This window comes from Pseudomonas asplenii (assembly GCF_900105475.1).
Classification (GTDB): domain Bacteria; phylum Pseudomonadota; class Gammaproteobacteria; order Pseudomonadales; family Pseudomonadaceae; genus Aquipseudomonas; species Aquipseudomonas asplenii.
In genome coordinates this window covers 4,751,894-4,772,343 of the sequence record NZ_LT629777.1, presented here as the reverse complement: position 1 = coordinate 4,772,343, position 20,450 = coordinate 4,751,894, and the positions used below count along the sequence as shown (strand labels likewise).

21 protein-coding genes and 1 pseudogene are annotated in these 20,450 nt (G+C 62.6%); 5 read left to right on the top strand and 17 right to left on the bottom strand.

The genetic code is table 11. The features are described 5' to 3' along the window. Positions 1-90 precede the first annotated feature (90 nt). Positions 91-870, top strand: coding sequence for a helix-turn-helix transcriptional regulator (locus tag BLU37_RS21095; protein WP_090208521.1), 780 nt, complete (start codon positions 91-93; stop codon positions 868-870). Between the two features lie 498 nt (positions 871-1,368). Then, entirely contained in the window at positions 1,369-1,785 is a 417-nt protein-coding gene (locus BLU37_RS21090) for a DUF6124 family protein (RefSeq protein ID WP_090208518.1), read from the top strand. Positions 1,786-1,817: 32 nt separating this feature from the next. Here the strand turns inward: BLU37_RS21090 and BLU37_RS21085 are convergent, their stop codons facing one another. Next, positions 1,818-2,327 (bottom strand): AAA family ATPase, encoded by a 510-nt coding sequence (locus BLU37_RS21085; protein ID WP_090208515.1) that lies wholly within the window; start codon positions 2,325-2,327, stop codon positions 1,818-1,820. Positions 2,328-2,412: 85 nt separating this feature from the next. Continuing rightward, positions 2,413-2,976 (bottom strand): hypothetical protein, encoded by a 564-nt coding sequence (locus BLU37_RS21080; protein WP_090208511.1) that lies wholly within the window; start codon positions 2,974-2,976, stop codon positions 2,413-2,415. Between the two features lie 124 nt (positions 2,977-3,100). Between BLU37_RS21080 and BLU37_RS21075 the strand changes: the two genes are divergently transcribed. Both BLU37_RS21075 and acuI read left to right on the top strand, forming a co-directional pair. Continuing rightward, positions 3,101-3,343 carry a TetR/AcrR family transcriptional regulator gene (locus tag BLU37_RS21075; RefSeq protein ID WP_090208506.1) on the top strand — a complete coding sequence of 81 codons (243 nt, stop codon included), beginning with the start codon at positions 3,101-3,103 and terminating at the stop codon, positions 3,341-3,343. A 28-nt stretch (positions 3,344-3,371) separates the two neighbouring features. Continuing rightward, complete coding sequence (acuI, locus tag BLU37_RS21070) at positions 3,372-4,355, top strand: acrylyl-CoA reductase (NADPH) (RefSeq protein WP_090208502.1); 984 nt, start codon at positions 3,372-3,374, stop codon at positions 4,353-4,355. 74 nt (positions 4,356-4,429) lie between these two features. Here the strand turns inward: acuI and BLU37_RS21065 are convergent, their stop codons facing one another. The 3 genes and pseudogenes from BLU37_RS21065 to BLU37_RS29530 form a co-directional block, all read right to left on the bottom strand. Then, positions 4,430-4,720, bottom strand: a complete 291-nt coding sequence (locus BLU37_RS21065; RefSeq protein ID WP_090208499.1) for a hypothetical protein — start codon at positions 4,718-4,720, stop codon at positions 4,430-4,432. A gap of 40 nt (positions 4,721-4,760) precedes the next feature. Next, positions 4,761-5,225, bottom strand: a complete 465-nt coding sequence (locus tag BLU37_RS21060; RefSeq protein WP_010446126.1) for a hypothetical protein — start codon at positions 5,223-5,225, stop codon at positions 4,761-4,763. 266 nt (positions 5,226-5,491) lie between these two features. After that, positions 5,492-5,632, bottom strand: a pseudogene (locus tag BLU37_RS29530) (DUF6021 family protein); the annotation flags it as partial. A 288-nt stretch (positions 5,633-5,920) separates the two neighbouring features. On the opposite strand from BLU37_RS29530, the gene BLU37_RS29090 reads away from it, so the two are divergent. Next, positions 5,921-6,130, top strand: coding sequence for a hypothetical protein (locus BLU37_RS29090; RefSeq protein ID WP_157581058.1), 210 nt, complete (start codon positions 5,921-5,923; stop codon positions 6,128-6,130). 101 nt (positions 6,131-6,231) lie between these two features. Here BLU37_RS29090 and BLU37_RS21050 read toward each other — a convergent pair whose 3' ends face one another. From BLU37_RS21050 to BLU37_RS20995, 12 genes are all read right to left on the bottom strand, one after another. Continuing rightward, positions 6,232-6,822: a peroxidase-related enzyme gene (locus BLU37_RS21050; protein ID WP_090208496.1), complete on the bottom strand. Its 591-nt coding sequence runs from the start codon at positions 6,820-6,822 to the stop codon at positions 6,232-6,234. After that, positions 6,822-7,358, bottom strand: coding sequence for a CMD domain-containing protein (locus BLU37_RS21045; RefSeq protein ID WP_172833040.1), 537 nt, complete (start codon positions 7,356-7,358; stop codon positions 6,822-6,824). Before BLU37_RS21045 ends, BLU37_RS21050 begins: the two co-directional genes overlap by 1 nt. Before the next feature lie 67 nt (positions 7,359-7,425). Continuing rightward, positions 7,426-8,991: an ABC transporter substrate-binding protein gene (locus BLU37_RS21040; protein WP_010446120.1), complete on the bottom strand. Its 1,566-nt coding sequence runs from the start codon at positions 8,989-8,991 to the stop codon at positions 7,426-7,428. Positions 8,992-9,045: 54 nt separating this feature from the next. Then, positions 9,046-10,059 carry an ABC transporter ATP-binding protein gene (locus BLU37_RS21035; RefSeq protein ID WP_019362416.1) on the bottom strand — a complete coding sequence of 338 codons (1,014 nt, stop codon included), beginning with the start codon at positions 10,057-10,059 and terminating at the stop codon, positions 9,046-9,048. Further along, on the bottom strand, positions 10,049-11,068 hold the full coding sequence (locus BLU37_RS21030; RefSeq protein ID WP_090208494.1) for an ABC transporter ATP-binding protein: 1,020 nt from the start codon (positions 11,066-11,068) through the stop codon (positions 10,049-10,051). The genes BLU37_RS21035 and BLU37_RS21030 overlap by 11 nt, the downstream gene beginning before the upstream one ends. Continuing rightward, positions 11,065-11,970: an ABC transporter permease gene (locus tag BLU37_RS21025; protein ID WP_090208491.1), complete on the bottom strand. Its 906-nt coding sequence runs from the start codon at positions 11,968-11,970 to the stop codon at positions 11,065-11,067. Before BLU37_RS21025 ends, BLU37_RS21030 begins: the two co-directional genes overlap by 4 nt. Continuing rightward, complete coding sequence (locus tag BLU37_RS21020) at positions 11,967-12,941, bottom strand: ABC transporter permease (RefSeq protein WP_010446110.1); 975 nt, start codon at positions 12,939-12,941, stop codon at positions 11,967-11,969. The genes BLU37_RS21025 and BLU37_RS21020 overlap by 4 nt, the downstream gene beginning before the upstream one ends. Beyond that, positions 12,938-14,398: an FAD/NAD(P)-binding protein gene (locus BLU37_RS21015; protein WP_090210982.1), complete on the bottom strand. Its 1,461-nt coding sequence runs from the start codon at positions 14,396-14,398 to the stop codon at positions 12,938-12,940. The genes BLU37_RS21020 and BLU37_RS21015 overlap by 4 nt, the downstream gene beginning before the upstream one ends. A gap of 228 nt (positions 14,399-14,626) precedes the next feature. Beyond that, the gene (locus BLU37_RS21010) at positions 14,627-15,577 is read right to left on the bottom strand and encodes a LysR family transcriptional regulator (RefSeq protein WP_019362420.1); all 951 of its coding nucleotides are present in this window, start codon (positions 15,575-15,577) and stop codon (positions 14,627-14,629) included. 91 nt (positions 15,578-15,668) lie between these two features. Further along, on the bottom strand, positions 15,669-16,268 hold the full coding sequence (locus tag BLU37_RS21005; protein ID WP_090208489.1) for a LysE family translocator: 600 nt from the start codon (positions 16,266-16,268) through the stop codon (positions 15,669-15,671). Between the two features lie 52 nt (positions 16,269-16,320). Beyond that, positions 16,321-19,356 carry an efflux RND transporter permease subunit gene (locus BLU37_RS21000; protein ID WP_090208486.1) on the bottom strand — a complete coding sequence of 1,012 codons (3,036 nt, stop codon included), beginning with the start codon at positions 19,354-19,356 and terminating at the stop codon, positions 16,321-16,323. Then, positions 19,353-20,444: an efflux RND transporter periplasmic adaptor subunit gene (locus BLU37_RS20995; RefSeq protein ID WP_090208483.1), complete on the bottom strand. Its 1,092-nt coding sequence runs from the start codon at positions 20,442-20,444 to the stop codon at positions 19,353-19,355. Before BLU37_RS20995 ends, BLU37_RS21000 begins: the two co-directional genes overlap by 4 nt. Positions 20,445-20,450 lie beyond the last annotated feature (6 nt).

Here is a 20,450-nt window from a genome sequence, read left to right as displayed (position 1 = left end):
CCCGGCTGGGCAATTCCCTCTATGGGGTACCCCGGTTGACAGCTTCGGCAAATCGGGCGCCAATGCCCTACCCGTTTCCAGGAAGCCATCGTGGACATACTTTTCAACGAAGTCGCCAGCCATACCGCATTGGCACGCACGATCGAGCAAATCGGCAGCCCGCGCTTCTGGCGACAGTTGATCCTGGTTCTGCGCCATTGGGTACCGTTCGACAATGCGCTGGCGATTCACTTCCCCTCCCAGGGCGCGCCCCACGTGCTGGAGGAATATGACGCGGCGCCGGCACCTGCGGCGGGAGAGCTGTACCTCGATGGATTGTACCTGCTGGACCCGTTCTACCAGGCCGCTCGCGAAGGCCTGGCCAGTGGTTTCTACCATCTGGAGGAAGTCGCGCCGGACCATTTCTGGCAAGCGGACTATTACCTGAACTACTTCCAGGACCATGTACTGGAGGATGAGGTGCAGTTTTTGCTGCAGCTACCGGATGGGGGGCTGTCGCTGTCGCTTGGGATGCGCCGGACGTTTGATTCGGCGGAGCTGGGAAAACTGAGCCTGATCAGCAGCTGGGTACTGGCCCTGCTCGACCAGAACTGGACCCGCATGGGCATTTCCGTACCGGTGCAGCCGCCGGCGGGTGATGCGCTGGCGAAGTTTGGTCAGGGGGTGCTGTCGGAGCGAGAGCTGGAAATCGCCCGGCTGATTCTGCGCGGGTATTCGTCGAAGGCCATGGCGCAGCGGCTGGGGATCTCGCCGGAGACCATCAAGGCGCACCGGCGGCATTTGTACGCAAAGCTGGATATTTCTTCGCAGCCGGAGCTGTTTTCGTTGTTTATTCGGGAGTTGGGGTTTGTGGAGTTGGAGGGTTCTTGAGATCGTCGCGGCCAATGTGCAGAAGTACAGGTGGCAGGAAGTGCCGTTGGAATTCGCGCCTAAACGGTATTGGCGTCGCCGACTACCAGGTCAGAATCCTGATCATCAGGTTTGGTTTTAAAAGGACTTCGAGGTGAATTTTTTCATCCAAAACCACTCTCCCGAAACATCTAGTAAATGCACGAAACGGCCTTCCGAAAACCCCTCTGTTTCCTACGCAATTCCGGCATGGGACAATATTGAGTGCGCCTTCCTCTCAGGTCTACAGTCCCAACGTCGCTGCATATTCAGCGATACGGGGTTTGCAGCCCGGGTTTGAAGAAGGCGCACATCGTCGCTAATGCGGCTTTTCTATGCTCGCGTTATGACGAGCTGTGCGCAGGAGGCTTCGGCCTGCCGGAACCTTCTTCCCGGTCTGCAAACCTGCGTTCAGCTCGTCACCTTTGCGTTTTGCAGCGTGAGATGACGGGTTCCACTCATAGAAGAAGGAGCGTCATGATGATCAAGAAAATCACCCCTGATCCACCGCCCAGCCGTGTATCCAGTCCCCAAGAAAAAGCCGACTATCGGAGAAAGGTCATGCATGACTCTCTGGCTCAGATCGGATCTCACCCCCCTCCCCAACCGTCGCCAACACCGCTCGATACTCTCTCCCACACAGCGTTCCGCACTGTCGGCGCCGACCAACCTTCAGTTGACTCGCTGTTCGCCGTTCAAGCCGGCGTCACCGCCCAAGTCGCCCTTAACCAAGTATCGCAGTTGCTCAAATCGGCCGAACTGAACGCCGATGAACTCTGCCCGCGCCTGGATGGCTTCGAACGGGATCTGCTGTTGGGGCTGATTCACTCCATCACCTTGTCCCGAACGGTCGTGGACGCCTTGCTCGACGGGTCCACAGCTACCGCGGGCAGTTGAGTAAGACAATCGGTGGCCGTGGTCTTTTGCGGCTACCGATTAGTGCCGAAGAAAGCGCCAATGATCATCGCAACCGCTTCCGCCGGAGACACCATGGCGGTGTCGACGCTGAACGGCGCGTCCTCCCACGCTTCATATTCATGCTCAAGCACCGATTGCCAGGTGGGTGGCGTCAGCCCCAGGATATCAACCTCCCTTGTTTCCACTCGGCGCTGATGTTCGTGTTTGTCGGTACAAATCACCTGGATATTGACCAACCGAACTCCGGAACGAGCGGCGATATCACTCCACGCCTTGCGGCTTTCACTGACCGGGTTCACACAGTCGACGATAACCAGGCGGCCCAGGCGCAGGTTACTCAGCGCAAGCTCATTGGCGACCCGATAACCACTGCACCCCACATCCTCTGCCAGAACGCCCGAGTTGCGAATCGCTTGCTCGATCGTGTCGATCCGCAGATAGACGGCGCCTGTTCTTTCCGCCAGCTCCTTGGCAATAGTCGTTTTGCCGGTGCCTGGGAGGCCGCTGAAGACGATGAGCATTCCCTATCCTTCGGTTGTTGGTTTGAGCTGAGACAGTTTGAATGGCATGAAACAGGTAAGCCATGGGGCGGCTTACCGTGATACCTCAGCTGAAACTCCTATGGGATTGGCATGCAAAACTCTTCTCGATGAAATCGAGGGTGTGCCAAGTAGTGATTTCGCCATGATTGGTCTTCAGTTCAAAAGCATGCGTGAGACGATTGATCCTGCCCGCAAACCTCACGAGGATTACGCGGCTCTCCTTCACCAGCAACTGCTGATAACGGTCCGAGAATAAACGAGGTGTCTTCTCGTTTTCATCACACGTTGGCCACCATTTGACGGATTCGATTCGCTTGCGTCGTAGCCAATCAAAACGACGTGGCAGCCACCATATCGCTCGGGGAATTTCATAGACAGCCAAGCTTTGTATCACTGCGGCGACCGCGCCTGGATTAAAGAAAACCAGCTTTACCAGCACTGAGTCGTCCAATTGCTCAGCGCTAATGACGTGGAAATCATTGGTGTTGCTCCGGTGGGTGGAGCGGGTCAGACGATAACTGTCCAGTTGAGTCCTTCGATTACTGATACTCAGGCCCAGCGCGGCCAAGGCAATCGCTGCGTTCAGATAGGTGATGAATACCGAGGTTTCTGAAATCTGCAGATCCATTGCGTCAAATGCTCCATTAATGCGGCGGAAAACGTATTTGGGGATGGATTATTCAATCAAGGCGTCCAGGGCCGTAGACGAGATAGATTATTGACATTAGAGGCGATCAGTCTAAGTTAACCCCATGCCCCTCTCAAACCCCACCACCCGCCGAGATCGGCCCCCAAAAATCGCCCGCGAGCACAGCGATACGCTGGAACTCTTGCTGCGCTGCGGCATGGAAAGCCTCACCGAGCAGGGGTTCGCCACCATCGGCATCGACACAGTGCTGAAACGGGTCCAGGTGCCCAAGGGCTCTTTCTACCACTACTTCGACAGCAGGGCTTTCTTGCAGGCATCACCCGATGATTCTCCTTGGATCATTTAAATACGATCGGGCTAAAAGAGGTTAGGTTATGTTCAAAGCCATTGTGGTCGACAAGCAGGATGACAATTACACCGCGCGACTCACCGACCTGGAGGAAAGCCAGCTCCCCGCCGGCAACGTCACGGTGAAAGTGGCGTACAGCACGCTGAACTACAAGGATGGCCTCGCCATCACCGGCAAGAGCCCTGTAGTGCGAAGCTTTCCCATGGTGCCGGGCATCGACCTGGCCGGCACTGTGGAGACCAGCACCGACCCGCGCTACCAGCCTGGCGACCGGGTGTTGCTCAACGGCTGGGGCGTGGGCGAAGGCCACTGGGGCGGCCTGGCACAGAAGGCCTGTCTGAATGGCGACTGGCTTATCCCCCACCCCAAGCAACTGACCGAACGCCAATCGATGGCGATCGGCACGGCTGGCTACACCGCCATGCTTTGCCTTATGGCGCTGGAACGCAGTGGATTGACGCCGGCCCATGGACCCGTGCTGGTGACAGGCGCCACGGGTGGCGTGGGGAGTTTTGCCGTGAGCCTGCTCGCGCGCCGTGGATACACGGTCATTGCCGCTACGGGCAAGGCCAGTGAGGAGGCTTACCTGAGAAGCCTGGGGGCCACGACGATCATTGATCGGGGCGAGTTGTCTGCCCCAGGTCGGCCGTTGGGCAAGGAAAAATGGGCGGCGGTCATTGATTCGGTGGGCAGCCATACGCTGGTCAATGCCTGCGCCAGCACGATGTCCGAAGGCTGGGTGGCGGCCTGCGGGCTCGCACAAGGTATGGATTTTCCGGCCACGGTCGCGCCGTTCATTCTGCGTGGCATCAGCCTGCTGGGTATCAACAGTGTGACGCAGCCCTATGCGCGCCGAGTCGAGGCGTGGGAGCGCCTGGGCAATGAACTGGACCTGGAAGCGCTGTCGATGATGACCCAGGAGGTCAGCCTGGAGGATGCGCTGCCCGCTGCCGCTGATTTGATCGCAGGGAGAATTCGCGGGCGCTTGATTGTCGATGTGAACCGCTAGATAGCGCGGGAGACGGCAGGTGCGGAACTCCAGGGGCGCAGAGGCGTGCCTGCAGCAACCATCCGCACTTGCCCTCAAGGCTGAACGGCGGCAGTGGCCTGTCTTTCCGCTTCCAGTGCGCGTGTTTCGATCACCTTCCAGATGTCGTAAGCATCGCGCAACAACAGCGCGGCACCCTGGATGAAGTGAGCCAGGTCCTCGTCATCGATCTTGCTCAGGTTCAAGCAGGTCAAGCTACCGATCATGTCCCTGCCCGCGCGCAACCGTTCATTGGCGTAGGCATACAGGTCAGGCGATGGCGCAAGGGAATCGATAAACAGGATATGCCGGTCAGTCACTGTGGGGCTGAGGGATTGATAGGCCATGGGAGACTCCGTGGGTGGCGACAGACACAACGCTGCCCGTTCATTCGCGCTCTGCCTTGTTCCTCTGTGGCACGACTTCATCGCTCCAGGGTTCGCCATCCAATGGCGCCGAACGCGCCAGCTCGGCCTCGTCAAGGCCAATACCACCGGCGATTTCATCGGCACCCACCTGACGCAGGGTGCTGTCGGCCGGTCCTTCGCCGCTACCGGGTTCGTCCGGGTCGCGGGCGCCGGTCTCGTCAAAAAGGGTGTCGGGGCTCAGGTCGTCAAGGGTGACGTTGTCTTCATGCCGGCTGTCACTCAGCGCCTCGCCACCGCTCATGCCGCTCTCGGCAACGCGGCGAGCTGGGTAGTCTGCTTCCAGTTCCCGGGCCGGGCGCTCATCGCCTGCACGCCCCTGGCGTTCATCGCGGCGTTCACTGAAATCCAGTTCATGGACGCTGCCCATGCGGTCTTCGGTATCGTCGATTTCGCTCTGGTTTTTGCGGTTCTCTGAGGTAGGCATGAGCGTTCTCCGTTTTGGATGGTGGACCATGGCGGATAGCCAGTAAGCTGGGTCCTATAACCCAGCGAACCGACTCCCACGCTATGGGCTTCATTCGGTGGACTGCCCTGCTGCGCAGATAATTCAGAGTTTTTGTCGATGCTGCCACCGAGCGGATATTTCAGAGCAGGCCAAGGCTCTCAAGGCCGCCCATGACAAGTAACGGTCACCCGTTGTCAGTGAACTGAATCCCGGAATCGCCCTTCGGCCCCGGGATTGAGTCCTGTTTACTTCTTCTCATCGTCCCTGGGGGCCTTCGCCGGGCCCTGGGGATCGACTTGCGGGTCTTCGAGATCCGGTGAGTCGGGATCAAACCCCAGATCGTGCTGGGCATTGGCCTGTTCGGATGAATGCGGGCCTTGGTTCCGTGCCGTTTTCTGTGCAGTCGAATCATGCGAGGTGCCGGTCGAGCCATCCGGCCGCTGGGCATCGTTGTCGCGCTCTTCTTCACCCTGGGTTTTTGATGGTGCCTGAGTCTCTTTTTTCATTTTCCATGCCTACCTTTGCCGTGTGATGCCGGGTAGACCGTTGCCCCTGCCGGAGTGTTCAGAATCATTTCTGCCGTAGCTCAGCCGTTGGACACACAAGCGCCGCCTAAAGCTCTGCGAGAAACGGCCGTTACCCTGAGTTCAACTCTCACTCACGGAAGCAGTGACATGGAAATAAGCAATCGCCCTCTCCCAACATTGACCCCCGGCACCCCCACTTCGCCGATTACCCTCCCGTCGTCCAGCACACCGCCGCCGCCCCTGACTGAAGCGCAGAAAGAAGCCGCGAAAAAACTCAGGGATCTCGTCAACCCGCCGGTGACGCCTCCCGTCACGGCCACGCCGGAAAAGACTTCGCTGATCGACGAAGTCGTTTAAGCCCTCGCGCGGATCCGGCTGCATCGCGGCCGGTCCATTGGCAGGCATTGCCAGGGTCCTGGTTGAGGGCCATGCGCCGCCGCGCTGCACAATATCCCGCCTCACTTCTCCTCGGGAAATACCGGCTCTCCCAGATTCAGCATCAGCCGGTTGGCCCAGGCAAAGATCGCAATCGCATGGATCAGGTCCAGCACCTGGCCATCGTCCAGCCCATGCTCACGCAATGCCTGGATATGACGGGCGTTCAGACTCGCCGGATCCAGCGTCAGATCGATGGAAAAGCGCACGATGGCCCGCTCGCGGGGCGTGGTCCCAGCAGTGGCCGGGTCGGCGAAGATCTCGCTGATTACGTCGTTGCGCTTGGCCAGTTGTTCAAAGCGTTGTGCATGGACCGAGGCGCAATACACGCAGCGATTGAGCCGCGACACCACGGTGCTCGCCAGCTCGCGCTCGGCGCGGGACAGGCCGCCGGGGGCGTACATGATCGCGTTGAACGCCTGGGAACGCTGACGCAGGATGTCCGGGTGATGCCCCAGGGTCAGGTAGTAGTCCGAGGTCTTGGCCTGCGGGTGGCTCTCTTCGAGTACCGCGATCTGCGCAGGCGTGGCGCTTTGCAGGTCGAGGGTCGGCAGCCAGGCTTTCCAGCCCAGCACTTCGTTGGTGAATCCGTTGCTGCGGATCGGTTCGCTCATCAGACGGCTCCAGCGGACGACAAGGCCGCAAGGCCAGCGGCCAGGCGGACTTGGTAGGACAGAAAGGCGATCAACTGCGCCAGTACGACAATGGCTTGCGTGCTCAAGCCCTGCTCTTGCAACACCTGCAAGGCGGCCTGGTCGCCATGTACTGGTGCTTCGATCAGCGTGCGGGTGAACCCCAGGATCGCCGCCAGGCGGCGATCGCTCAATGCGTCGAGATTGCCCGCCTCGATGCTGCCGAGGGTCGTCCTGTCGATGCCCAGCTCGTGCAGTTGGGCCAGGTAGTGCGCCGCGAGAGTCGCCTGGGGTGTCAGGCGCGCCGCGTAATACGCAACCCACAGGCGTTCGACCCGCGACAGGTCGACACCCAGGTCGTCGGCAAAGAACAGCGCCTGGCTGCCCTGGGTCGCCGCAGCGACTTTCTCCCGGGCGTGACGCACGTCATGCAAGGCGGTACCGGGCTGGATGTTCAGCAGACTGTCGAGCAGATCCGGCGCGACAGTGTTGGCAGTGATGGCAGTGATGGAGGACATGAAGGCTCCTGCAGATCGAAGACGGTCTTCGCGCAACGGCTCGCCACCGTGCGCGAAGGCTTTGGGTTCAAGGTTGCTCGGTGACCATCAGCGCGGCCGTGCGGTCGCTGACCAGCGGTTCGACCTTCAGGCCTTTGCGCGCGGCCCAGATGTTCTGGTAGTGGAACAGAGGGATGATGCCGACGTCGTCGCTGACCAGCTTCACCGAATCCTCGAGGATCTTGCGCCGCTTGGCCTCATCGAACTCGGCGGTGGAATCGAGCAGAGCCTTGTCCACCAGCGGGTTGCTGTAGCGACCCCAGTTGGAGGCGCCCTGCCCCTTGCTGCTGTCGACGGTGGTCAGGATGTTGGTCAACGCGTAGGCCGCTTCGCCAGTGCCGTTGCCCCAGGCAATCACGCTGACCGCCAGTTCGTTCTTGTTCGCCTTGCCGGCATACACCGCCCACGGCAACACTTCTAGCTGCACCTTGAGGCCGATCCGGGTCCAGAATTGCGCCACCGCCTGCATGGCTTCCGGCGCCTGCGGATAGCGGTCGCCCGGCACATGCACGGTCAGTTGGAAACCATCCGGGAAGCCGGCCTGGGCCAACAGTTCCTTGGCCTGTTTCGGGTCGTAGGGAATGTTCTTCACCTGCGGGTTGTAGCCAAAGGTATTGGCCGGCATCCACTGGTTGGCCTCGGTCACGGTGCCCTGCATGATGCGCTGGTCGATGGCCTGGCGATTGATCGCCAGCGACAGCGCCTGGCGCACCCGTACGTCGCGCAGCGGGTTCTGCGCCAAGGGTTTGCCGCTGTTGTCACGAATGAACTCGTTCGGCCCTTCGCGAAAGCTCGGCTGGATGATCAGCGCACGCAGGCCCTGGTAGGCGAAGACGTTGACGCTCGGGGTCTTGCGCAGGCGTTCGACGTCGGTCGGCGAGACCTTGTCGATCACATCGACGTCGCCGGCCAGCAGCGCTGCAGTGCGGTTGGCGGCGTTGGCGATGAAACGGAAGTCGACCTTGTCCCAGGTCGGCTTGGCGCCCCAGTAGCTGTCGTTGCGCTGGAAGATCGTGCGGTCGCCCGGCACGTAGGAGACGAAGCGATACGGCCCGGTGCCGATCAGTGCCTTGCCCGAGTTGTAGTCGGCGCTGCTGGCCGTGGCGCCGGCGTGGCGGCTGACGATGTAGATCGAGTCGACATCCGGCAGCAGGTTGGCGTTCGGCGTGCGGGTCTTGATCAGCAGGGTATGGGCATCCTTGGCCTGCACCGACTCCACGGTACGCGTGGCCCCGGCGTACGAGGCGACGCTGCCGGGCACGTTGCGCGCACGTTCGAAGGAGAAGACGAAGTCGTCGGCGGTCAGCGGCGTGCCATCCTGCCATTTGACGTCGTCGCGCAGGTCGAACTGCCAGGTGGTCGGGTCGAGCACTTTCCAGCTCTTGGCCAGGCCCGGCAGGGTCTTGTCATCGTGGCGGTTGACCAGCGATTCAAAGGCGTGCAGCGCCACCGAACGGTCGCCGGCATAGTTGTTCAGTTGCGGGTCGAGGGACGATACCGGGTCGGCGTAACCGATACGCAGGTCCTGCGCCGATACGCCGCCTGCGGCCAATAGCAGCGCCGAAGCGATCAGTGAACGAACACGTGGTTGCATGGGGAATTCCTTGTACGCAATGGCGATAAGCGCCGCGGGTGTCGATGCACCCTTTCATGGCTGCTCGTTGAGGTGACACGCACTCAGGTGGTTCGGCGAAACCTCCCTCAGCGCTGGAGCTTCCTCGCGGCAACGCGCCGTGGCGTACGGGCAGCGAGGATGGAAATGACACCCGCTGGGCGGGTTCAGCGGGCTGGGGATTTCCCCTTCGATCGCGTCATAACGGGTACTGCGGACATCGAAACGCGGAATCTGCGCCAGCAGCGCCTGGGTGTACGGGTGGTTGGCGCGGGCGAACAGCTCATCCACCGACGCACTCTCCACCACCCGGCCGAGGTACATCACAACGACGCGGTCGCACAGGTGCTCGACCACGCCCAGGTCATGGCTGATGAACAGGTAGGTCAGGCCCAGTTCGTCACGCAGGTCCATGAACAGGTTGAGGATCTGCGCCTGAATCGACACATCCAGGGCCGCCACCGACTCGTCGCACACCAGCAGTTGCGGCTGCACCGCCAGGGCCCGGGCGATCCCGATGCGCTGGCGCTGGCCGCCACTGAACTGGTGCGGATAACGCTGGCGCAACTGCGCGCTCAACCCGGCGCGTTCCAACTGGGCGCTGACGTAAGCGTCGAAGCCGCGCCTGTCGGTAAGGCCATGCAACAGCGCGCCCTCACCGACGATGCGGTCGACCCGCAGACGTGGGTTGAGGCTGGCCGACGGGTCCTGGAAGATCATCTGCACCTTCAGCCGCACCGCCTGGCGCTGCTCGGCCGTGAGGCTGTCGAGGTCCAGCCCATCGACCCGTGCACTGCCCGAGGACACCGGCAACAGCCCGGCGACCATCCGCCCGAGGGTCGACTTGCCGCAGCCGGACTCGCCGACCAGGCCGACCACTTCGCCGCGCTCGATCCGCAGGTCGACCCGGTCGACCGCGTGGGTCAGCGGCTGCGCGCGGGTCAGGCGCAGGCGTTGCAGCAGGCGCTGGATGGAATGCTCGCCGGGCGCCTGGCCAAAGGTCTTGCTGACCTGCTGCAGCTCGATGAGGGGTGTCTGATCACTGCGCATCGGCGGCTCCCGGGTGAAAACAACGGACCATTCGCCCACGGGGCATCTGCATGGCCTGCGGTTGCGTGGCACACAGCGCCGAAGCCCTGGCGCAACGGGCCGCGAAGGCGCAGCCGGCCGGCATCGACAACAGGTCCGGCGCCATCCCGGGAATCTGCTGCAGGCGCTGGCCGCGCTGGTTGCGACTCGGCAGGCTGTCGATCAGGCCTCGGGTGTAGGGATGCTGCGGCTGGTCGAGAACATCGTCGACCGTGCCCTGCTCGACGATCTGCCCGGCATACATCACCGCCACATCATCGGCCAGGCCGGCCACCACCGACAGGTCATGGGTGATCCAGATCAGCGAGGTGCCCTGCTCGCGCACCAGTTGCTGCACCTGGCTGAGAATCTGTGCCTGGATCGTCACGTCCAGGGCGGTGGTCGGCTCGTCGGCGATGATCAGGTCTGGCGAATGCAATAAGGCGATGGCAATCGCCACGCGCTGACGCATGCCGCCGGAGAGCTGGTGTGGATAGGCGCGCAAGCGTTCCTCGGGACTGGCGATGCCCATCCGCGCCAGGGTGCGGGCGGCGTGGTCGCGGGCTTCGCGCTTGCTCACCGACTGATGGGCGCGCACCGCCTCGATCATCTGCGTGTCGATGCGCAGCACCGGATTGAGGGTCATCATCGGATCCTGGAAGATCATCGCGATGCGGTTGCCCTGCAATTCACGCAGTTGCGCTGCCGAGAGCCGGGTCAGGTCACGGCCCTGGAACAGCACCTGGCCGCCGCTGATCCGCCCGGGCGCATCGACCAGGCCGAGAATGGAGAAGCCGGTGACCGACTTGCCCGAGCCCGACTCGCCCACCAGCCCGAGAATGCGCCCCGGCTGAACCCGCAGTGACACGTCTCGCACCGCCGGCAAGACACCGGCACGGGTATGGAACGAGGTGCACAGGTTGCGCAGTTCGAGCGTCGGCACGCGGGTGTTGTTCGTGGCAGCGACGAATGATGATTCAGGCAGGTTCATCGCTGCTGCCTCGGGTTCAGGACATCACGCAGGCGATCGCCTACCAGGTTGATCGCGACGATGGTGATCAGCAGCGCCAGCCCCGGAAACAGGCTGATCCAGTATTCGTTGCTGAGCATGTACTGGAAACCGTTGGCGATCAGCAGGCCCAGCGAGGGTTCGGTCACCGGCACACCGAGGCCGAGAAACGACAGGGTCGCCTCCAGGGTGATCGCCCGGGCGATCTGCAGCGCGCCGATGACGATCAGCGGCGGCAGGCAGTTGGGCAGGATGTGGCCGATGACGATCCGCCAGGCCCCAATCCCCTGCCCCCGCGCCGCATCGACATACTCCCGACGGCTTTCGGTCAGCGCCTGGCCGCGGGCGGTGCGGGCGTAGTACGCCCACTCCAGCAGCACCAGGGTCAGCATCACGTTGCCAACGCCCTTGCCCAGCCAGGCGAGGATCATCAACGCCATGAGAATCACCGGGAACGACAGCAGCAGGTCGACCAGGCGCATCAGCAAGGCATCGACCCAACCGCCGACGTAGGCCGACAGCAGGCCGAGCAAGGTGCCGATCAGCGCGGCGATCAGGGCTGAACCGATGCCGACCCACAGGCTGATACGCAGGCCGTAGATGATCGCCGAGACCAGGTCGCGGCCCTGTCCGTCGGTGCCCAGCCAGTAGGTGTAGCCGCTGTCCAGGTTGGCGCTGCCCGGTGGCAGGCGTGCGTCGAGCACGTTGAGTTGCATCAGGTCGTAGGGGTTCTGCACCACGATCCATGGCGCCAGCAACGCCACCAGGATCACCGCGAGCAACACCAGCAGGCCGGTCACGGCCGACGGCGAGGCGAGGAATTCGACCAGCACCCGGCGCCACGGCGACTCTACGGAGATGCGCTTGGTCAGGACGGCGCTCATCGGCCAGCCTCGATACGTACACGCGGATCGAGCAGGTAATACAAGCCGTCGACCACCAGGTTGAGCACCACGAAAATCACCACGACCACCATCAGATAAGCCACCACCACCGGGCGATCCAGGGTATTGATGCTGTCCAGAATCAGCTTGCCGGCGCCTGGCCAGGAGAAAATGCTTTCAGTTACCACCGCGTAGGCGATGGTCGAACCCAGTTCCATCGCCAGCACCGTCACCACCGGGATCATGGTGTTGCGCAGCACGTGCATCGTCATCACCCGCAGCGGCGACAGGCCCTTGGCCCGGGCGAACTTGACGAACTCCTGGGGCAGCACCTCGCGCACGCCGGCACGGGTCAGGCGCAGAACCAGGGAAATCTTGAACAGCGCCAGGTTCAGCGCCGGTAGCAGCAGATGCTGCAAGCCATCGAGGGTCAGCCACGACCACTGCACGCCGAACAGTTCACGGGTAGCGCCCCGTCCGCTGGCGGGCAGCCAGCCCAGGGTGATCGAGAACAGCAGGATCATCATCAGCGCGACCCAGAACGCCGGGAGCGAGAAACCGACGATGCTGCCGGCCATCATCAGTCGCGACAGCGGATGCTCCGGATACATTCCGGCGAACAACCCCAGCGGTACACCGATCAGCACCGCCAGGCACAACGCACTGAACGCCAGCTCGAACGTGGCCGGCAGGCGTTGCAGGATCAGGCGCATGGCGTCTTCGTGGTAGACGAAACTCTGCCCAAGGTTGCCGTGCACGGCGCCCTTGAGGAAGATCACGTACTGCTCCCACAGCGGTTTGTCCAGGCCCAGATGAGCAATCGCCTGCAGCCGTTCGGCCTGGTTGAGGTCTTCACCGACCAGGATGTCCATCGGGTTGCCGATGGCATTCAGGCCGACGAACACCACCAGGGTCATCAGCCAGACGACCAGCAGTGATTGGCTCAGCCGGCGCAGGGCCCCACCGATCATTGCCGCAACTCGTGGGCATCCGGCTGGCTGGGCACCCATTCATCACCCAGCAGTTCCGGCTCGGCGTAATCGCGCATGGACGCGTAGTGCAGCTCGATATCGGCATTGAACAACTCGCCCACCAGAGCCTGGGCCAGGCGCTTGGCGCCTTCGCTGATGGCCGGGATGTCACCGGAGACCGCGCCGAAGCTGAGGGCTGCGGGATAGCTGAAACAGTGGATATGGTTCAGGCCGGGACAGGCTCCGGGAGTCTTTTCCTGGAATTCGAAGCTTTTGCCCAGGTCCGGCAGTTCTGCCAGTTCCGCATCCTTCTCGTCGGCCGGAGCCTCGAACCGATCACGCCAGGTGCGGATCTGCGAGGAAAACGGCGAGAACTCCGGCCGCAGGCGGAAATCGGTACGAAAACCGGTGGCGAACACCACGAAATCGGCCTCGAACCGCGCGGTCGGCGTCTCCAGCCAGACCCCACCGGCCGGGTTTTCCTCCACGGCCACCAGCGGGCTGTCGAGCAGAAAGCGCGCCCGGCCCGATTGCGAGACCCGCAGGGTACTGCCCCGTGGCGGCGGCACCTGCTGGGTGTTGAGGTAGTTGCGCAGGCGCCATTTCCACGCCGCTGGCAGTCGCCAGTAACCGTGGGTCATGCCCGGGTTGCCTGCGCCCTTGCCCTTGTTGATGCGCGGCAGCTCGGCACGCCGGATCAGCAGATCGACCTTGGTCGCGCCGGCCTCCAACGCGGTCGCCGCACTGTCCATGGCCGACGCGCCGCCACCGATAATCGCGACCCGCTTGCCTTCGAACCATTCATTCTGCAAGCCGTCGGCCGAATGCGCCCACAGGTCATAGGGCAGCGTGCGCGCCAGGTCCGGCACCCACGGCCCGCCCAGGCCATCGCGGCCGGTGGCGAGCACCACATGCCGGGCATACAGGGACTGCGTCTGCGCGCCAGCCTGCACGGTCAGTTCCACCAGACCATCGGCACGCGGAGTCACCCGACTCACCCGGTGCTCGTTACGCACCTCCAGCGCCAGCGCCTTGCGATACCAGCGCAGGTAGTCGGCCCACTGCAGGCGCGGGATCTTGTCCAGTTGTTCCCAGGCTGGCAGGCCGAATTGCGCCTCGAACCAGGCGCGAAACGTCAGCGCCGGCAAGCCCAGGGCCGGGCCGGTCAGTTGTTTCGGCGAACGCAGGGTTTCCATGCGCGCGGTCGTCGCCCAGGGCCCTTCGAACCCGGCGGGCGCCTGATCGAAGATCACGGCCGTCACGCCCAGGTGACGCAGCTCGGCGGCCAACGCCAGGCCGGCCATGCCGCCGCCGATGATCGCCACGTCCAGCACGGCTTCGCCGGCATGCAGGCGTGGCTTGACCCAGGGTTTGGCAGGCAGATCGAGCCAGTCGAGATCCTGGCGCAGACGCGCTTCCAGGGTCGCAAGACCATTGGCGGGGGTGGTATCGGGCATGTATTCGGTACTCGGCATGGAGGTCGGGAGCACGATCCGACCTTGAATCGCATTCCTTGAAAGACCACCGCTGAATATTCAAATATGAATTCATGGCGGCCTTTAATTCGTAAACCGAATACTAAAAGGCGATTTTTATTCTCGCAAAGTACAAAAAAGCATATTTATATAACTTAAATTTCAAGCCAGGCGTAAAAGCCGGCCCCGGCATCAGCCGAGACTCGCGGCTTACTCGGCATAAATGCTCTGTAGCAGCGCGTCATGGGCCGCCGCTTCGTGCATCAGCATCTGCGGCAGAAGCCGTTGTGCCGAACGGGCGATTTCATCGATCAGCGCCCGGGCGACGTCCGACAGCGGGCTGGCGAAGGCCGAGATCAGGCCGAAGAAGAACGGGATATGGCAACCGATCGGGCGCACGACCACGCCCTCCACCGGAACGCCCCTGGCCGTGAACGGATCGACCAGGGCAATCCCCAGGCCGGCCCGGGCCATCTGCATGGCAATCAGCGAGGTATTGGTATCGAGCATGCGCGGCGTGCCACAGCCCGCGTCGAGAAACGCCTTGTCGATACGCCGCCGGAAACGGTAGGGATTGGCCATGGTGACCAATGTCTGTCGGGCCAGCAGTTCCATGGGCAACACCTCATGGGCCGCCAGCGGCGACTGCGCCGGCAGCACCGCGACGCAGGCGGCTTCGCCGATCCAGTGGATATCCAGCCCGCGGTGTTCGAGCGGCAGACTGACCGCACCGAGGTCCATGGTCTTGGACAGCACCGCCTGGACCACGTTTTCCGGCGACATGCTCTGCAACTGGATCTGCTGCGGCCGCAAGGTCTCGGGCAGGCATGACAGCGCCGCCGGCAAGAGCCCAGCCGCAAGGGCGGAAATCGCCACCAGCTTGATCTGATGGTTCTCCTCCTGAGCGATATGCTGCGCGCGCTGACGGATATTGCGAATGCCCAGCAAGGCACTCTCGACCTCGCCGTACATCATGAACGCCTTGTGCGTCGGCGTGACCTTCGGTCCGCTGCGCTCGAACAGGGCGAACCCCAGTTCCTGCTCCAGTTCCTGGATCACCCGGGTGACCGAAGGCTGCGAACGGCCGAGCATCTTCCCGGCCGCCGTGACACTGCCTGCCGACATCACCGCCGCAAACGCTTCCAACTGACGCAGATCCATACCCAGGCCTAACCCGTTACCGATATCAAGGCGGGGAAGTCTACACGCAAAAGCCAAACACGATGCCGCCAGCTCTTTGGCAAAAGAACCATCAGGCCAGAATGACGTTCGAGGCCAAATTGTACAAAGCCACACTGGCAAACAGACCGATCACCAATGAAACGAACTTATTGACCCTGTTACCCGAGAGGATGGTTGAGAAATTGCGCCCACAAAAAGCCCCCAGCCCCACCCAGACCAGCCCCACGGGAAGAATGACCAGAGAGAAAACGGCCATGAACTCAAGGTAACTTTCCACCTGCACAAAGGTCCCGACAGGGGCCACGAACGAAGCGAAGAACAGCCCTTTCGGGTTGGTCAGTGTCGCCATGAACATCGCCGAAACCGAGATGACAGAGGGTTCTCCAGACGCTTCGAGCTGTACCGAAAACCATAATTTCAGGGAGATGTAGAAGAGGAAAAGTACCGCCGCAATCTTGGTCAGCACCACGACCCATGCGTAGTCTTGCGCCAAACCATCGATGAACAGCCCCCAGGAGGTAATCTGCAGCAGATAGGCGATCCATTCGGCGAAAATCAACTTCAACGAATAGTTTCCCAGGCCCCGACTGACACCCGACTGCAACAGTAACGAGTTGGTTGGCCCCGGTATCAGCAATATGGTCAGTATTGCAATTGCAACGTAGTACATGACGCACCCCTTGAATATTCCAGAGTAGATTTATTGTCCGAGCGATTTGTTTTCAGAATCGCGATAGATGGAAAAGCCGCTTGATCGCTGCCAAGGCGTCGTCGACATAGGTAAAAATCACCGGCACCACCAGCAGGCTCAGCAGCGTCGAAGCGAGCAGGCCGCCAATCACCACCACGGCCATCGGCTGGCGAAAACTCGACTCCCCTCCCCAGCCCAATGCCGTCGGCAACATGCCCGCGCCCATGGCGATGGTGGTCATCAGAATCGGCTGGGCACGCTTGTGGCAGGCATCGATCAAGGCGTCGTAACGGCTCATGCCCTGGTCTCGGCGCGCCATGACCGCGTACTCCACCAACAGGATCGAGTTCTTGGTGACGATCCCCATCAACATCAACAAGCCGATGACTGACGCCATGGAAAAGCTCATGCCGCCGATCAGCAGTGCCAACAGGGCGCCGCCCAACGACAAGGGCAAGGCCGAGAGAATGGTGATGGGCTGCATGAAGTCGTGGAACAGCAGCACCAGCACGGAATAGATACAGAACACCCCGACCGCCATGGCCAGGCTGAAGTTGCCGAACAGTTCGGTCATCAATTGCAGCTCGCCCTGCTCCACCTGCTTCACTTGCGCGGGCAAATGTTGCATGGCCGGTAACTGCCGGGCTTCGTCCATCACCTCGCCGACATTGCGACCATTGAGTTCGATGGACAGGGTGATATTGCGCAGGCGATCGAGCCGATCGATCTGCGCCGGCCCGCTGCCCATGCTGATCTCGCCCAGTGACGCCAGCGCGATCTGCCCGTCACGGCCCTTGATCCGCAACTGGGCGATACGCTCCAGATCGGTACGTACCTGCGGCTGCATGCGTACCCGCACATCGACCTGCCGCTGGGACAGATTGACCTTGCCCAGGGACGATGAATATTCGCCATAGGTGGCCATGCGCAAGGTGTCGGCAATGTCCTGGCTGCTGATCCCTTGCTCGGCTGCCCGGACGAAATCCGGGCGCATCTGGATCTCCGGCCGTTGCACCGCCGTACTTGAAGTCACGTTGCCGATGCCCTTGAGCTGGCGTAGCTGCGGTTCGAGGGCCGCGGCGGTCCGTTCGAGCAACTGCCCATCGTCACTGGCCAGCACGATGTCCAGACGCTCGCCACTGCGGTCGCCGCCGACATTGACCCGTACCCCGGGCAAGCTGCGCAGCACTTCGCGCATCTTCGCCTCGACCTCGGATTGCTTGAGCGCGCGGTCGTGCCGAGGCAGCAGGTCGACGGTCAGGACGGCCTTGCGCTGGTCGTCGCTGGAGACCTCACCGCTGCCCACCGAGGCGAACACATGGGCCACCTCGGGGAGCGTGCGCAGGCGTGCATCGGCCTGCAAGGCCATCGCGGCGGTTTGCGCCAGGCTGCTGCCGGGCGCCAGCTCCAGGCTGAGGGTCGTGCGCGCATCATCCTGGGCGGGCAGAAAACTGGTGGGCAACAGCGGAATCAGCGCCAGCGAACCGAGCAGCAGCACACCGACCAGGGCGATGGTGGTCCCCCGTCGGCTCAGGCTGGTGTGGATCCAGCCCAGGTAACGGGTCATCAAGCGACTGTCATGCGCCGCATGCGTCTGGGCCCTGAGCAGGTAGGCCGCCATCATTGGCGTCAGCATGCGCGCCACCAGCAGGGAAAACAGCAGGGCCGCACAGGCGGTCACGCCGAACTGCCGGAACAGCTTGCCGGAAATACCGCCCATGAATGCCGTGGGCAAGAACACTGCCACCAGGGTCACGGTGGTCGCCAGCACCGCCAGGCCGATTTCGCCGGACGCCTCGATCGCCGCCTGGCGCGGACTTTTGCCCATGCGCAGGTGCCGGGCGATGTTCTCCACTTCGACGATGGCATCGTCCACCAGAATGCCGATTACCAGGGCCAGGGCCAGCAGGGAGATGCTGTTGAGGGTGAACCCGGCAAAATACATCACGCCGAAGGTGGGGATGATCGATAACGGCAGCGCCGTCGCGACCACCACAGTGGCCCGCCAGTCCCGCAGGAACCACCAGACCACCAACACCGCCAGCAACATGCCCTCGTAGAGTAGCGCCATGGAACCGCGATAGTTTTCCAGTACCGGCGCGACGCTGTTGCTTGCCTCGTCGATTCGGATATCGGCGTGCTGCCGGGCGAATTCGCGCATCGCCTGGCGCACATCCGCCGTCACTCCGACATCCGAAAAGCCCAGGGAGCGCATCACCTGGAAACCGATGACCGGTTTTCCATCACGATAGGCCCGGGTACTGCGCTCGGCATGGGTGTCGCGTACCGAGGCCAACTGCCGCAAGGCCAGCATGCGGCCGTCGCCGACGGGGATATGAATGCCACCGAGCGCCGCCGGATCGTCGAGCGCCGCCAGGATACGCAAGGCTTGCTGGCCGCTGCCCAGGTCGCCCTGGCCACCGGAGTTGTCTTTCTGCATCGCCCGCAGGCTGGCGGCCACGTCGCTCACGCTCAAGCCCAATCCCGCCATCATGGCCGGGTCGAGGTCGACCTGGACTTCCCGACTGACCCCGCCCACCCGCACGACCTTGGCCACGCCGCGAACCGCCAGGAGTTGTTTGCTCAATTCATTGTCGATGAACCACGACAAGGCCTCTTCGTTCATGCGCGGGGCCTCGACGACATAGGTCAGCAAGGCCGAGGTACTGGTGGTCAGACGCGACACCGACGGCGTATCGAGGCTGGCCGGCAACTCGGCCTTGGCGCTGTCCACCGCATTGCGCACTTCGTTGAGGGCTTCGTTGCCGTCCTTGTCGATGGCAAAGGCCACACTGAGGGTGACGCTGCCTTCGGTAATCAATGTCGTGACGTGTTGCAACAGGCGCAGCGAGGTCAGTTTGTCTTCGAGCTTGCGCGCCACCTCGGTTTCCAGTTGCTCAGGTGCCGCGCCTTCGAGTGATGCGCTGATGATCACCGTGGGCAGGTCGGTATCGGGGAAGTCCTGGATGCCAAGCCGATCCAGGCCAAACATTCCGAGCAGGGTCAGCAGCACGAACAAGAGGACTGCCGGGACCGGGTAACGAATCGACCAGGCGGAGATGTTCATCGGGCATAGGCCTGTGCTGAGACCAGAGTCACGCTGGCGCCGTCGCTGAGAAAGGCGCCACCACTGCGCACGATCCGCGCCTGCTCCGGCAGACCGGCGACGATTTCCACCATCTGCCCACGTCGGCGACCGACTTCCACTCCCTGTTGCCGGACGTGCATGTCCTCGCCCAGCACGAACACGTAGGAGCGACCGTCGCGCAACACCACGGCGGTATCCGGCACGGTCAGCGCCGTGCTGTCGGCCAGCGCGATGTAGCCGCTGGCGTACATGCCCGCCCGCGCCGAGGTGCCTGCGGGCAAGGACACATAGACCAGCGCCCGGCTGGTCTTGCTGTCCAGCACCGGCGAAACCAGCCGCACTCGTCCCTCAACCGGCACCCCGCCCGGCAGTTCCAGGTGAGCCGACTGCCCTACCCTCACCCCTTGCAGTTGCCGCGCGTCGAGTTCCGCCTGCCATTCGAGGCGACCTTCGCGGATCATCCGGAACAATTCGCTACCGGCGGCGACCACGTCCCCGAGCAATGCCTTGCGCCCGGAGATGACACCCTCGTCAACCGCCACGATGCGGGTCTGCGCGAGTCTGATCCGGGTGCTGCGCAGGTCGGCGTTCGCCGAGGCCAGATTGGCCTCGGCGGTCTGTACCTTGACCCGATACTCCTCCAATTGCTGCTCCGACAAGGCCCCACTCTGCCCGACCACCGCCGCCCGCCGCGCATTGGAACGGGCCTCTTGCAGTTGCGCAGCCGCTTGGGCCACCGAGGCCTGCTGTTTGTTTTCATCGGCCTGCACGCTGGCATCGGCCAAGGTGGCCAGCACCTGGCCCTTTTTCACCCGATCACCGATATCGGCGTTCAGGCTGGCAATACGCAAACTACCGGTCTCGGCGCTGACCAACGCTTCCTGCCAGGGAGCCAGCGCACCGCTGGCCTGCAGCACTTGCGGCCAATCTTCACGGCGCGGTTGAACTGCCTCGACACTCAGGCTGGTCGCCGTCACGGGCTCGGCCGCCGGTGCCGGCGCGGTGCGACCCAGGATCAGCCAGCCGCAAAGGGCCAACACGGCAACCGCCAGCAGGCCATGACCCATCGTCGG